We start from the raw sequence: 13,300 nt of genomic DNA, 5'->3' as shown, positions 1-13,300 counted from the left end.
GTGCTGGTACTTGAGGCAGAGCCTCATCAACTGCATTCCTAGTCAGAGACTAGGAACGAGAACAATATTTTATATTTTGCGCTTGACAGATTATTATATTCTTGTTATATTGGTTTACATGATGCGTCAAATGTTTAAATAAAAAAAAGGGCAGACCCCCTATATAAGAGAAGTGCGCCCTTAGTAAGGTTAACTTTGATACAGAAGAACATACAATAGTAGTATCACCTACTTAAACGTACCTATTACTTATTGCGATTAATCCATCGCTCTAAGATATGCTCAATTGAACGGAACATTAAAACGCCTGAATTTGCAATTTCGGCAGTCTTGCTGGAGATAAAAGCCAGAGAAAGCAAAGCCAAAATAAGCAAAGCCAGAACAACACATAAAACGTAAGACATCTGATGTTGCTCCTTTTTATATTTAATTTCACCTCATTCAACATTATAGTTGTTTGGGGTGTTCAGTGTAAATATAGATATGAATTTACACTACTGAATAGTATAGCTTAAATTAATCAAAATTGAACAGGTAATTTTTTTATTCGATGTGCCAAATTATGATGCACTAAAATTTTTTCTAAACAAGATTTGTAGGTTGGGTTGAAGCATGAAACCCAACGCATTTGTTGGGTTGCGCTGTCGCTTAACCTAACCTACAGAAAATGGACAAGGTATTGATAGTGAAATTGACATTTCTTTTTTGCAGCCGTTATGTATCAAACAGACCCACCGCGTTCTGCTCAGGAATTCCTACCGACAATGTATGATTTACCTAGCGAAGATCCAGAGGAAGCCGGTTTGCCAGACGAATTTCATCTTTTACAACCGCAGTTATTACGGGAAACTTTTTGTCCTTCAAAGTTCCCGGAAAATCAGGTATTTATCGCCACAGACTTAAATCTTTACTACGATGTTCATCATCCATTATGGTATAAACGCCCTGACTGGTTTGCGGTAGTTGATGTCCCTAGGTTGTATGCACAAAAAGAACTACGGCTTAGTTATGTGGTTTGGCAAGAAGGCGTTAATCCTTTTGTAGTGGTAGAATTTATTTCACCAGGAACAGAAAAAGAAGATTTAGGGAGAACCTTACGAGATGCTAGTCAACCTCCAACTAAATGGGAAGTTTACGAACGAGTTTTAAGAGTACCCTATTATCTAGTTTTTGACCGTTACACTGACCAGTTAAGAGCATTTCAGTTACAGGGAAGTAGTTATGCTGAATTGGAAATCAATCAACTGCGTGTATGGCTAAATGATATTGAACTAGGTTTGGGACTGTGGCAAGGTGTCTATCAAGGCATTGAACGGCAGTGGTTACGCTGGTATGATGCTTCAGGTAACTGGGTTCTCACACCGGCAGAACGGGAAAGAAAACAAGGGGAGCGAGAAAGAAGACGTGCAGAAAGATTAGCAGCACAATTACGCGCTCTTGGTGTTGAACCTGATTTTGGTGATGATGAAGAAGGCTAATTGATAGATAATGGTTTGCGTTTGGGTTGGTTAATTAACCCCCAAAATCAACAAGTGGAAATCTACCGACTAGGAAAACCTGTAGAAATTGTCCAACTTCCGGCTGTACTTTCTGGAGAAGAGGTTTTACGATCAAAAAAATTACCCACCCCGCGAAGGGAATAGGTAATTTTTTCAGCATTGAATAACTAAAAGATCTTAGCGAAATTCAGCTTAATAGCGACCGCCGCCGCCGCCACGGTTACCACCGCCGCCGCCGTAGCCACCGCGACTACCACCACCACCAGGACCTCTATCTTCCTTGGGTTTGGCCTTGTTCACTTTCAGAAGACGACCCATCCATTCAGCACCATCAAGGGCATCAATAGCGGCCTGTTCTTCAGCTTCAGTACCCATTTCCACAAAACCGAAGCCGCGCAAGCGGCCTGTCTCACGGTCAGTAGGAAGTTGAACACGTTTTACAGCACCATAGTCTGCAAAAACAGCACTGAGAGCCTCTTGTGTAACTTCGTAAGAGAGGTTACCCACGTAAATTGACATAGAATATTTCCAAAATCATAAGAATGTAGAGATTTAGATTTCGGAGAAAAGTCTGTAAATACCAAAAGGGAAAGCCTGTCAATACTAACCACAAACATTACCGCCGAATTAATTCCCACTTTCTAATGATTACACAAAAAATGATAATTGTGGAAAGAAGTTAAAAAAATGTTGTAAAAAGTCATATTTGTTGTTTATGAGCAGTCAATATTGGAAATTTCCCCCTATTTCTCGCACTTCAGCCGCAATAATTCAATTTATATCCACTTTTGGAAGCATTAACTAATTCTTAGTTGTTCATTGACAGAAAAAATAATGCTTTGCCGGGTAATACATTTACTACCAATTAGTTTAAGTTTGATTCGGTTAAGCTAAATATCCATCTTGTGGCTGAGGATAATCAGCATTTTCTGAGTTAGCATTCATTAACGGTAGTCTAAAGGTGAAAGTAGCTCCCTGTCCCAGACCAGAACTATCAGCTTGAATAGTGCCACCATGCAGTTCTGCTAAATTACGGGCAATTGCCAACCCCAACCCCAAGCCACCGAATTCTCTAGTAGTTGAGCTATCTTCTTGACGAAAGTAATCAAATATGTATGGTAAAAATTCTGGGCTGATTCCTTTACCTGTGTCACTGACTGTAATTTGAGCATCAAAGCCAACGCACTCTAGCCTCACTTCTATTTGCCCACCATGAGGTGTAAATTTGACAGCGTTGGACAACAAATTCCACACGATTTGTTGCAATCGGACTGGATCACCAGCAACTAGACCAATATTTGCTGCAATAATAGTTTGAATCTGAATTTTTTTAGTTTTGGGTGCTAAAAACAGTGTTTCTGAAACTGCTGAAATTATAGTAGCAAGATTAACTGAAGAGACTTTCATTGTCCCTTTACCCTGAAAAATCCGGGACATATCGAGCAAATCATTAATTAAGTAAACCTGTAATTTGGCATTACGCTCAATAATACTTAGAGCTTCATCCGTTTCTTCTGGCTTTAATTTACCTTTTTTGAGTAAACTAGCCCAACCGAGTATAGAGTTCAGTGGTGTCCGCAATTCGTGGGATACAACCGCCAAAAATTCATCTTTGATGCGGTTAGCAGCTTCTACTTGTTTGCGAGCAGCTTGTTCTTGTTTTAATATATCATTCCGCTCTTTAATTGCAGCTTGCTGTTTAGTGATGTCATGGGAGCAGCCAACTATATGGGTAATGTTGCCATGGTTGTCCCGGATGACCGAAAGCCGCAAGTTGATATAAAGGATATCTCCTGATTTTGAGCGACAGGTAGCCACCTCTACCTCATGACGACCCTTTGCCAATAGGGGTAGTATCACGTTTGTTTCGAGTTCAACTGGATCTACGTAGAGAATGCTCACACTCTGCCCAATCATTTCCGCTGCTGTATACCCATAATAGTTCTCTGCACCGAGATTCCAACTTTGAATAATGCCATTGATATCAGTAGTAATGACAGCATCGTGAATTTCTTCGAGGATCTGGGCTTGAAATTTTAAAGTGGCTTCTGCTTGCTTGCATTTAGCTTCATTAAGCTTTGCTTCAGTAATATCCCGTCCCTCTGAAATCAGCATAACTACTTCACCGGCATTATTTCTTAGGGGTCCGATGGAGAAATCTATGGTGAGGATTTGATTATCTATTCCCTGTACTTCTACTTGGGAGGAAATAAAGTCACCTTGGGCAGCACGAGCGATCGCGTGCTTTAACTGATCCTGAGTTGCCTGGGAAATTTGCCAACCATAAACTTCCCAAATGGGACGGTTGATCAAATCTGCCATTTGCAACCCAGTAAATTCCAAAGATGCTTGGTTGAGTTCCAATACCATCCCTTCTAGGTCAAGTAGCCCTGTAAATTGAAATCTTTGGTTGAAGATAGCGCGATATTTACTTTCACTAACTGCTAGTTCCTCAGTCAGTTTCTGTACCTTTTTCTCTAAAGAGGCATTGAGTTTTTGCAAATCTTGATATAATTCTGCTTGCTGGAGGGGAATATAAAGGGCTTGCATATTCTTCATCATGCGGGTTTTCTCTAATACCTCATGAATGGCGCGGCACAACCCTTGGGGAGTGATTTTATCCTTAACAATGTAGTCCTGAACACCGTTCTTCATTGCTTGCACAGCAATCTTTTCGTCTCCTGTTCCTGTTAAAATAATCACTGGAATATGTGGACTACTGAGTTGTAGCTGCAACTGGTTGAGAAATTCCAACCCATTCATATCTTGCAGTTGATGGTCTAGAAGAATTAAATCTGGCTGGCTTTCCGCTAGTTTGGTTAATCCTTCTAATCCTGATTTAGCCTCAGTTATCTCATATGTAGCCAACGTATCCTGACTTAAAAAGCGGCTATATAATACCCTATCTACTGGGGAATCTTCTAAAAACAGGATTTGGTAATGGGCTTGAGCCATAGTTTTTCTTTTCAGTGCTTTTTTGATTCATTTTGCAGTCACGAAGTAAGAGTAGCATTGAACCCAAAATTCGCGCTAGGTAAAATTTTACCAAAATATTAACTCATACTATGCACTCATATATATATATATATATATATATNGTGAAAGCATTAAAGACGCAGGTTTAAACAAGTATTGTGTGTGCAGTAACTGAAAATTATCGGAAATTTATCTACCAATAAGTTAAACATCAATCGCCAAAACGCGTACCAAAAAACCCCACTTATCTGCTGCTTCTTCAATAATTTTTGCTGTCGGTTTACCTGCACCATGTCCTGCTTTTATTTCAATTCTAATTAATACGGGTGCATTACCATTATGGGCTGCTTGTAAAGCCGCAGCAAATTTAAAACTATGGGCAGGAACTACACGATCATCATGATCTGCGGTAATAATTAAAGTTGGCGGATAAGCTGTTCCCATCTTCAAATTATGCAAAGGTGAATAAGCATACAAATTTGTAAATTCTGCCGCATTTTCTGAAGAACCATATTCAGCTACCCAAGCCCAACCAATAGTAAATTTATGGAAACGCAACATATCCATAACACCCACTGCGGGTAAGGCTGCACCAAACAAATCAGGGCGTTGAGTCATACAAGCACCCACCAATAAACCGCCGTTACTACCTCCACCAATTGCTAGTTTTGCAGGTTTAGTGTAATTATTAGCAATTAACCATTCAGCAGCAGTAATAAAATCATCAAAAACGTTTTGCTTTTGCAGTTTCATTCCTGCTTGATGCCATTCTTCCCCATATTCACCACCACCCCGCAAATTAGGAACAGCATACACTCCCCCCATTTCTAGCCATATTAATAAACTCACAGAAAAACTTGGTGTTAATGAGATATTAAAACCACCATATCCATAGAGATAAGTGGGATTATTGCCATCTAATTTAATTCCTTTTTTCTGGGTAATAAACATTGGCACTTTTGTACCATCTTTACTTTCATAAAAAACCTGTTTTGTCTCATATTCATCAGCATTGAAATCTACTTTTGGCTGCCGGAAAATTTCACTTTTACCCGTTTTCATGTCGTAACGGTAAATAGTTCCGGGAGTAGTAAAGCTGGTGAAACTATAAAATGTTTCTGGATCATGGCGTTTACCACTAAATCCACTTGCTGAACCAATTCCGGGTAATTCTACTTCTCGAATAAAATTCCCTTTGAGATCAAATATCTTGATTTGGCTATGGGCATCTTGCAGATAATCAGCGACAAATTGATTATTCAGAATACCAACACTTTCTAATGTTTCTACAGCTTGAGGAATAATTTCCTGACAATTTTCTGAAGTTGGTTTTTTAGTATCAATGGCAATAACTCTGCCTTTTGGGGCATTTAAATCTGTGCGAAAGTAGAAAATATGATCATCATTATTAATAAAGCTATAATCGGCTGTAAATTGGTTAATTAGTTCGATAATTTCAGAATTTAGATTTGTTAAATCTTGATAAAAAACTAAGTTTTTGGAGTCAGTTCCTAGCCAGATTGAAATTATCAAATATTTGCCATCTTCGGTGACGTTACCACCAAAACCCCATTCTTTTTCATCAGAACGATGATAAATTAAAATATCTTCTGATTGCTGTGTACCAAGTTTGTGATAATATAATTTTTGGTAATAATTTACATCTTCTAATTTGGTTTTTTCATTTGGTTCATCATAACGACTGTAGAAAAAACCTTGATGATCATGAGTCCAAGCAGCACCAGAAAATTTAATCCATTGTAAATGATCTTGTAGATCTTCACCTGTGGCAATATCTCTCACTTTCCATTCTTGCCAATCTGAACCAGAACTAGATAAACCATAAGCTAAAAGTTGACCATTTTCACTGATAGCAATTCCTGAAAGGGCAACTGTACCATCTTCTGAAAGTTGATTAGGGTCAAGTAATACTCTTGGTTCTGATTCTAAGGTTGGGAGAGTGTAGAGAACACTTTGATTTTGCAGTCCATCATTTTTGAAATAAAAGTAACTTTCACCTTCTTTAAAGGGAGTTCCATATTTTTCATAATCCCAAAGTTTGGTGAGACGCTGTTTTATTTTTTCCCTAGCAGGAATTTCATTTAAGTAGCTAAAAGTAACTTGATTTTGGGCTTCTACCCAAGCCTTTGTTTCTTCCGTATCCGGGTCTTCTAAGGCGCGGTAAGGGTCTGCAACCACAGTTCCGTGATAATTATCTATTTGATCACTTTTGCTAATGGTGGGATAGGTCAGGGGTTGTTTAGAGTTAGACATAGATTCAGGATAGATGGACTGTTATCTCTATCCTATAGCAATCAATTACCAGATTCAGATCCCCGACTTCTTAGAGAAGTCGGGGATCTTTAAAGATTAAGTAACGTTTTCCTTTATTCCATTTCATTAAACGTATCTTTAAGTACAGAACGCGCTGCTAAATGATTACGAGTAGAAGTGAGAATTTCCGCTTCTCGTTCTAAACGAGCAACTGTATCCTGTATTTCTAATAATGCTTGCTGTTCGGGAGCGACACCATAGAGATTACTAGCTATCCAATAAGATAGTTCTGTGGGTAAATCTGGTAAATCATTTGGTAGTTCAATCTCTTGTTCTGTTAACTTGGCAGAAAGACGCACAACATCCCGCAACAGTTGTTCTACCTCAGATGCTAAAGGACGTAAATCTTTAGCTGGGGGTTGATCTTCAATCCATTCTACCAAACCGACGCGATAGGGCTTTTCGCGGACATATTCTAAAACCCGAAATCTTTGCTGTCCTAAAGCTAATAGCTTGATTCTGTCATCAGGTAGCCGTTGATAATGCAGAATTTCCGCACAACAACCCACATTAGCAATTGTCCCCTTTGTGGGATCAATCATCAATACCCCAAATCGGCGATCGCTCTCCAAAATCGTATTCATCATGATTCTGTAGCGAAATTCAAAGATATGTAGAGGTAATGGTCTGGTCGGAAATAGAACCACTTCTGGTAATGGGAATAGAGGTAGTTCACGCACTGCGATTTTAGAAGAAGATGTCATTGTTAGTATTGTTAGTTAAGTATAAATTGTAGTCTTAAAATATTATATTCTTGCCTACTTTCTCTGTACTTTATTCATATTTTATCATGATGTTTTATAGCTAATAAAAAGCCCTGAGATAAATTTTCTCAGAGCTAATTGTCAGTTGTTCGTTGTCAGTGGTCAGTTGTTCGTTGTCAGTTGTTCGTTGTTTTTCCTTCACTACTGACAACTGACAACTGTACGGGCGAAGCATTTGGAGAACTATTTTTGGCAATGACCGATAATTTATCTTCCAAATGCTTCGCCCCTACTAACAACTAACAACTGTACGGGCGAAGCATTTGGAGAACTATTTTTGGCAATGACCGATAATTTATCTTCCAAATGCTTCGCCCCTACTGACCACTGACAAATGACAAATTTACAATTTGACTTCAATATCTACACCAGAAGGTAAATCTAGCTTCATGAGTGCATCAATAGTTTTAGAAGAAGGCTGGTAAATGTCAATAATCCGGCGATGGGTGCGGGTTTCAAAGTGTTCGCGGGAGTCTTTATCTACGTGAGGCGATCGCAGTACGCAATATATCTTGCGTTTTGTGGGTAAAGGAATTGGTCCGATAGCTGTAGCGTTGGTACGGTTAGCTGTTTCAACAATCTTCTCGCAAGATGTATCTAATAAACGGCGGTCAAATGCCTTTAAACGAATTCTAATCTTCTGCTGCTGTAGAGTTGCCATTTTTAGTTTTCCAGGTTCGGTAAATTTTAGACTTTAGATTTTAGATTTTTAGATGTTAAATTTCATCGCAAATCTGAAATTTAAAATTGTTTATGGGAATAGAAAGGAGCAGAGATTATATAATTCATCTCTACTCCTTTTGAATAAGAGCAAAAAGGTGAGTGTTATTTCAAGATTTTAGCGACAACGCCAGCACCGATAGTCCGGCCACCTTCACGAATAGCGAAGCGCATACCTTCTTCAATAGCGATCGCGTTAATCAATTCTACTGTTACCTTGATGCGATCGCCAGGCATAACCATTTCCACATCTGCACCTTCATCAGAAGTAAAGGCTTTGATTGTACCAGTTACATCAGTTGTCCGCACATAGAACTGAGGACGATAACCGGAGAAAAATGGTGTTTTCCGTCCACCTTCTTTCTCAGTTAAAACGTAAACTTCGCCTTCAAAATCAGTGTGAGGTTTAATTGTACCAGGTTTGGCAATTACCATACCCCGCTCAATGTCTTCTTTTTTGAGACCACGCAGTAGTACACCTGCATTATCCCCAGCCATACCTTGATCAAGGCTCTTCTTGAACATTTCAATCCCAGTGACTGCGGTAGTCTTGGTATCTCTGATGCCAATTAGCTCAACTGTATCGCCAACCTTAACGACACCGCGTTCGATCCGTCCAGTAGCCACAGTCCCACGACCTGTGATGGTGAACACATCTTCCACAGCCATCAAGAATGGTTTATCCACATCCCTTTCAGGAGTAGGAATAGAAGCATCTACAGCATCCATCAACTCATAGATTTTGTCTACCCACTCATTTTCACCGCGCTGAGTTTTGGGATTAGCAATCATTGCTTCCAGAGCTTTCAGACCCGAACCCTTGATAATGGGAATATCATCACCGGGGAAATCATAAGTGGTCAGCAATTCCCGCAGTTCCATTTCTACCAATTCCATCAACTCTTCATCGTCCATCATGTCTTGTTTGTTCAAGAACACGACCAGACTAGGAACACCGACTTGTTTTGCCAAGAGGATGTGTTCACGGGTTTGGGGCATGGGACCATCCGTAGCCGCAACTACGAGGATGCCTCCATCCATTTGCGCTGCACCTGTGATCATGTTTTTCACATAGTCAGCGTGTCCAGGGCAATCTACGTGAGCATAGTGACGAGCAGTGGTTTCATACTCAACGTGAGCGGTATTGATTGTAATACCCCGAGCTTTTTCTTCTGGTGCATTATCAATTTGGTCGTAACCTTTACCCACCGCTTGACCATTAGCGGCCAAGGTCATGGTAATAGCTGCTGTTAAAGTAGTTTTGCCGTGGTCAACGTGACCAACAGTACCGATATTAACGTGAGGTTTAGTTCTTTCAAACTTTGCGCGTGCCATGAATAATCGTTTCCTTTTTTAATTAAGCGTTCCCTTTACTTTTTGAGATGATTCCCTCAGCTACGCTGCGAGGCACCTCTTCGTAGGTACTAAATTCCATCGTAAAGATACCCCGACCTTGGGTTTTCGACCGGATATCAGTAGCATAACCAAACATGGTTGCCAGTGGAACTTTCGATACCACCTTCGCCAGCCCATTATCAGTGCTTTGGCTTTCAATCTGTCCTCTGCGGGAGATTAAGTCACCAATCACGTTGCCGATATAGTCTTCAGGTACTTCAACTTCAACTTTCATCATCGGCTCTAAAATGACAGGAGAGGCTTTTGATGCCGCTTCTTTCATTGCCATAGAACCGGCAATTTTGAAAGCCATTTCTGAAGAGTCTACGTCGTGATAAGAACCATGTATCAAGGTAGCTTTGACATCAATGAGTGGATATCCGGCTAAAATACCAGATTCACAACATTCTTTCATGCCCTGTTCCGCAGGTCCTACGTACTCTTTGGGAACAATCCCACCGACAATTTTAGAAACAAATACAAAACCTGTGCCTGGTTCACCTGGTTCTAAGTTGATCACTACGTGACCGTACTGACCCTTACCACCACTTTGGCGAATAAATTTACCATCAATTTTTTCGACGGCTTTGCGGATGGTTTCGCGGTAAGCCACTTGGGGCGCACCAACGTTTGCTTCTACTTTAAATTCCCGTAACATCCGATCTACAAGAATTTCTAGGTGCAATTCTCCCATGCCCGCAATCACGGTTTGGTTGGTTTCTGGATCAACACGCACACGGAAGGTGGGGTCTTCTTCACTCAAAGATTGCAGCGCTTTGGAAAGCTTATCCATGTCGTTCTTGGTTTTGGGTTCAACCGCTACCGAGATCACAGGTTCAGGAATAAATAGGGATTCCAGAATTACTGGGAAACCTTCATCACAAAGGGTATCACCTGTCAAAGTATCTTTCAATCCCAAAGCAGCACCCAAGTCACCCGCCCGTAGTTCATCTACGTCTTGTCGGTCATCTGCTTTCATCAGCACTAACCGAGAGATCCGTTCTTTTTTATTCTTGCTGACGTTAAGAACGTAACTACCTTTCTTCAGCACACCAGAATAAACACGAACGAAGGTGAGGCGACCGTAAGGATCAGCCATAATCTTAAATGCCAACGCTGATAATGGTTCGTTATCATCAGCATGACGTTCTACGGGATCACCGTTGAGCAGTGTGCCTTGAATTGGTGGCACTTCCAGTGGTGATGGTAGATAATCTATCACCGCATCCAACATCAATTGCACGCCTTTGTTCTTAAAGGCTGAACCGCAAAGCACTGGGACTATTGTTCCAGCAATTGTTCCTTTGCGGAGGGCAGTACAGATTTCTGCTTCTGTCAGTTCTTCGCCCTCGAAGTACTTATTCATCAGCACATCACTAGTTTCTGATACTGCTTCTACCAACTTGATGCGGTATTCGGCGGCTTTTTCGGCTAGTCCAGCGGGAATTTCTACTGTTTGGATATCAGTTCCTTGGTCGTTTGTGTACATATATGCACACATTTTCACCAAGTCAATAATCCCCTTAAATTCAGTTTCACTACCGATAGGCAGTTGAATAGCGATCGCATTAGCTCGCAAGCGATCGACCATTTGGTCATGCACTCTATAGAAGTTCGCACCGGTGCGATCCATCTTGTTAATAAAGGCAATGCGAGGGACTTTATAGCGGTCTGCTTGTCGCCATACTGTTTCTGATTGGGGTTGAACACCACCTACGGAACAAAATACAGCGATTACACCATCTAATACTCGCATGGAACGCTCAACTTCAATGGTGAAGTCCACGTGACCGGGAGTATCAATAATGTTAATTTGATGATCATTCCAACTGGTACTAATGGCAGCAGCAGTGATGGTAATTCCCCGCTCCCGTTCTTGTTCCATCCAGTCTGTAACGGCTGTTCCTTCGTGAACTTCGCCAATTTTATGAATGATCCCAGAGTAAAATAATATTCTCTCTGTTGTCGTTGTTTTGCCCGCATCTATATGCGCCGCAATACCGATATTGCGTACTTTCTCTAGCGGGTTCGTGCGTGCCACAGTTACCTCCTAAGGTTGTCGCCTCATGATATCTTGTATATTACTCTTTGTTAAGATTCTATACTTTTACGGAAAACCGTCTTTTTTTGTTAGCCTAGCTAGGCAGTTGCCTTTTTGGGCATTAGCTATAAATTCTACGATATACCGCACACGAGAAGACGATATATCGTTTTTCTAGTTAGTAACGATAATGTGCAAACGCTTTGTTCGCTTCCGCCATCCGATGTGTTTCTTCGCGCTTACGAATAGCACTACCAGTTTCATTCGCTGCATCCATTAATTCATTAGCCAATCTTCCGGCCATGGTTCTACCTGGACGTTGGCGAGAATACTGAACTAACCACCGCAATGCTAGAGTAGTACCGCGATCTGTACGCACTTCCATTGGTACTTGGTAAGTTGCTCCACCAACGCGGCGAGCTTTAACTTCTACCAATGGTGTCGCATTACGCACCGCTTTTTCAAAAGTTTCTAATGGACTTCCACCAGTACGTTCTTCAATAGTTTTCAAAGCGTCATAAACTATTCTTGCGGCAATTGATTTTTTGCCATGACGCATGATCCGGCGCATCATCATGCTGATAAGGCGACTATTATACACTGAGTCAGGCGGGACTGTGCGCCTTTGACTAACACCACGACGAGACATACTTCATCCTTGAATACGGAATTTGACCACGAAATTATATGCTATCAGAACACAGGAGACTAAAAGCGGTTTAATTAGCCGCTGATTTTTCCTGTGTTTTCCTTTATGGCTTGAGCCATGCTATCGCTATCAGTTGAGAGGAGGCTGAATTAATTCACTTATTATCTGCTACCAGACACAGAAGACGACAACGTAATCAGCTTTAAAATTTAGATTAAAGTGCTGTTATCGTTTACAAGATTATCTTCTCCAAACTCATACAACTTGTTTTTATGCCAGATCCAGTTTGATTTTCTGAAAAAAAATTCGTTACTGCTGGTTTATTACGCAGTTTGCAGGTAGGACGATTAACCGTATTTAACGCGATTAACCGCCGCTTACCTATTTTTTACCTGCTTTTGGGAGCTTAGTTCCATATTTGGAACGGCCTTGTTTGCGGTCTTTAACTCCGGCTGTATCTAATGTGCCACGAATAATGTGGTATCTAACTCCGGGCAAGTCTTTGACCCGACCACCACGAATCATAACTACGGAGTGTTCTTGTAAGTTATGACCGATACCTGGGATGTAAGCTGTTACTTCAAATCCAGAGGTAAGTCTTACCCTGGCTACCTTGCGGAGTGCTGAGTTAGGCTTTTTAGGTGTAGTTGTGTATACTCTGGTGCAAACGCCTCGCCGTTGCGGGCATTGCTTCAGAGCAGGGGACTTGGTTTTTTGACGCGCTAGTTCGCGCTCACTACGTATTAGCTGCTGTATTGTTGGCATGAGTTACAGCGCGTGAAGCTGCTTTATGATCTAAGTTTTAACAAATCCTGATTATATCTTTTTTTTTGATTTTCTGTCAATCATTTTTGGGAGGGAACAGGGAAGTTGGGGGAGTAGAGGAAGTTGGGGGAGTAGAGGAAGTTGGGGAAGTTGGGGA

At 40.9% G+C, this 13,300-nt stretch carries 14 protein-coding genes and 1 pseudogene; 2 read left to right on the top strand and 13 right to left on the bottom strand.

Annotated elements, in window-relative coordinates:
• Window positions 1–245: 245 nt before the first annotated feature.
• Window positions 246–404, bottom strand: a complete 159-nt coding sequence (locus tag FJR09_RS24550; protein ID WP_015078093.1) for a hypothetical protein — start codon at window positions 402–404, stop codon at window positions 246–248.
• Window positions 405–716: 312 nt separating this feature from the next.
• Between FJR09_RS24550 and FJR09_RS03815 the strand changes: the two genes are divergently transcribed.
• Together FJR09_RS03815 and FJR09_RS03810 are read left to right on the top strand one after the other, a co-directional pair.
• Entirely contained in the window at window positions 717–1,478 is a 762-nt protein-coding gene (locus tag FJR09_RS03815; protein WP_015078094.1) for a Uma2 family endonuclease, read from the top strand.
• A gap of 3 nt (window positions 1,479–1,481) precedes the next feature.
• Window positions 1,482–1,643 (top strand): annotated as a pseudogene (locus FJR09_RS03810) (Uma2 family endonuclease); the annotation flags it as partial.
• Between the two features lie 48 nt (window positions 1,644–1,691).
• Here FJR09_RS03810 and FJR09_RS03805 read toward each other — a convergent pair.
• The 12 genes from FJR09_RS03805 to rpsL all read right to left on the bottom strand — a co-directional run bounded on the left by FJR09_RS03805 (window position 1,692) and on the right by rpsL (window position 13,143).
• Window positions 1,692–2,018 carry an RNA-binding protein gene (locus FJR09_RS03805; RefSeq protein WP_015078095.1) on the bottom strand — a complete coding sequence of 109 codons (327 nt, stop codon included), beginning with the start codon at window positions 2,016–2,018 and terminating at the stop codon, window positions 1,692–1,694.
• Between the two features lie 366 nt (window positions 2,019–2,384).
• Window positions 2,385–4,454, bottom strand: a complete 2,070-nt coding sequence (locus FJR09_RS03800; protein WP_168653024.1) for an ATP-binding protein — start codon at window positions 4,452–4,454, stop codon at window positions 2,385–2,387.
• Window positions 4,455–4,679: 225 nt separating this feature from the next.
• Complete coding sequence (locus FJR09_RS03795) at window positions 4,680–6,749, bottom strand: prolyl oligopeptidase family protein (protein WP_168654016.1); 2,070 nt, start codon at window positions 6,747–6,749, stop codon at window positions 4,680–4,682.
• A 113-nt stretch (window positions 6,750–6,862) separates the two neighbouring features.
• Entirely contained in the window at window positions 6,863–7,513 is a 651-nt protein-coding gene (locus FJR09_RS03790; RefSeq protein ID WP_015078098.1) for an LON peptidase substrate-binding domain-containing protein, read from the bottom strand.
• 100 nt (window positions 7,514–7,613) lie between these two features.
• Entirely contained in the window at window positions 7,614–7,748 is a 135-nt protein-coding gene (locus FJR09_RS25740) for a hypothetical protein (protein WP_256370235.1), read from the bottom strand.
• The gene (locus tag FJR09_RS25735; RefSeq protein ID WP_256370234.1) at window positions 7,690–7,812 is read right to left on the bottom strand and encodes a hypothetical protein; all 123 of its coding nucleotides are present in this window, start codon (window positions 7,810–7,812) and stop codon (window positions 7,690–7,692) included. The genes FJR09_RS25740 and FJR09_RS25735 overlap by 59 nt, the downstream gene beginning before the upstream one ends.
• Window positions 7,781–7,933, bottom strand: a complete 153-nt coding sequence (locus tag FJR09_RS24940; RefSeq protein ID WP_233467030.1) for a hypothetical protein — start codon at window positions 7,931–7,933, stop codon at window positions 7,781–7,783. The genes FJR09_RS25735 and FJR09_RS24940 overlap by 32 nt, the downstream gene beginning before the upstream one ends.
• Window positions 7,917–8,234, bottom strand: a complete 318-nt coding sequence (gene rpsJ, locus FJR09_RS03780; protein ID WP_015078100.1) for a 30S ribosomal protein S10 — start codon at window positions 8,232–8,234, stop codon at window positions 7,917–7,919. The genes FJR09_RS24940 and rpsJ overlap by 17 nt, the downstream gene beginning before the upstream one ends.
• 164 nt (window positions 8,235–8,398) lie before the next feature.
• The gene (tuf, locus tag FJR09_RS03775; protein ID WP_168652788.1) at window positions 8,399–9,628 is read right to left on the bottom strand and encodes an elongation factor Tu; all 1,230 of its coding nucleotides are present in this window, start codon (window positions 9,626–9,628) and stop codon (window positions 8,399–8,401) included.
• A 22-nt stretch (window positions 9,629–9,650) separates the two neighbouring features.
• Entirely contained in the window at window positions 9,651–11,729 is a 2,079-nt protein-coding gene (fusA, locus tag FJR09_RS03770; protein WP_015078102.1) for an elongation factor G, read from the bottom strand.
• Between the two features lie 178 nt (window positions 11,730–11,907).
• A complete protein-coding gene (gene rpsG, locus FJR09_RS03765; protein ID WP_015078103.1) occupies window positions 11,908–12,378 on the bottom strand; it encodes a 30S ribosomal protein S7 in 471 nt (156 codons plus the stop codon).
• A 381-nt stretch (window positions 12,379–12,759) separates the two neighbouring features.
• Window positions 12,760–13,143, bottom strand: a complete 384-nt coding sequence (gene rpsL / locus FJR09_RS03760; RefSeq protein ID WP_015078104.1) for a 30S ribosomal protein S12 — start codon at window positions 13,141–13,143, stop codon at window positions 12,760–12,762.
• Between the last annotated feature and the right edge of the window lie 157 nt (window positions 13,144–13,300).

This window comes from Dolichospermum sp. UHCC 0406 (assembly GCF_009712025.1).
Classification (GTDB): domain Bacteria; phylum Cyanobacteriota; class Cyanobacteriia; order Cyanobacteriales; family Nostocaceae; genus Dolichospermum; species Dolichospermum lemmermannii.
Note: the sequence above shows the minus strand (reverse complement) of the source record. Positions and strands in the feature narration are given on the sequence as shown.

What these genes read in the sequence shown, in the direction of transcription:
- FJR09_RS24550 (WP_015078093.1), bottom strand. Translation starts at nt 404, where the DNA reads ATGTCTTACGTTTTATGTGTTGTTCTGGCTTTGCTTATTTTGGCTTTG.
- FJR09_RS03815 (WP_015078094.1), top strand. Translation starts at nt 717, where the DNA reads ATGTATCAAACAGACCCACCGCGTTCTGCTCAGGAATTCCTACCGACA.
- FJR09_RS03805 (WP_015078095.1), bottom strand. Translation starts at nt 2,018, where the DNA reads ATGTCAATTTACGTGGGTAACCTCTCTTACGAAGTTACACAAGAGGCT.
- FJR09_RS03800 (WP_168653024.1), bottom strand. Translation starts at nt 4,454, where the DNA reads ATGGCTCAAGCCCATTACCAAATCCTGTTTTTAGAAGATTCCCCAGTA.
- FJR09_RS03795 (WP_168654016.1), bottom strand. Translation starts at nt 6,749, where the DNA reads ATGTCTAACTCTAAACAACCCCTGACCTATCCCACCATTAGCAAAAGT.
- FJR09_RS03790 (WP_015078098.1), bottom strand. Translation starts at nt 7,513, where the DNA reads ATGACATCTTCTTCTAAAATCGCAGTGCGTGAACTACCTCTATTCCCA.
- FJR09_RS25740 (WP_256370235.1), bottom strand. Translation starts at nt 7,748, where the DNA reads ATGCTTCGCCCGTACAGTTGTCAGTTGTCAGTAGTGAAGGAAAAACAA.
- rpsJ (WP_015078100.1), bottom strand. Translation starts at nt 8,234, where the DNA reads ATGGCAACTCTACAGCAGCAGAAGATTAGAATTCGTTTAAAGGCATTT.
- tuf (WP_168652788.1), bottom strand. Translation starts at nt 9,628, where the DNA reads ATGGCACGCGCAAAGTTTGAAAGAACTAAACCTCACGTTAATATCGGT.
- rpsG (WP_015078103.1), bottom strand. Translation starts at nt 12,378, where the DNA reads ATGTCTCGTCGTGGTGTTAGTCAAAGGCGCACAGTCCCGCCTGACTCA.
- rpsL (WP_015078104.1), bottom strand. Translation starts at nt 13,143, where the DNA reads ATGCCAACAATACAGCAGCTAATACGTAGTGAGCGCGAACTAGCGCGT.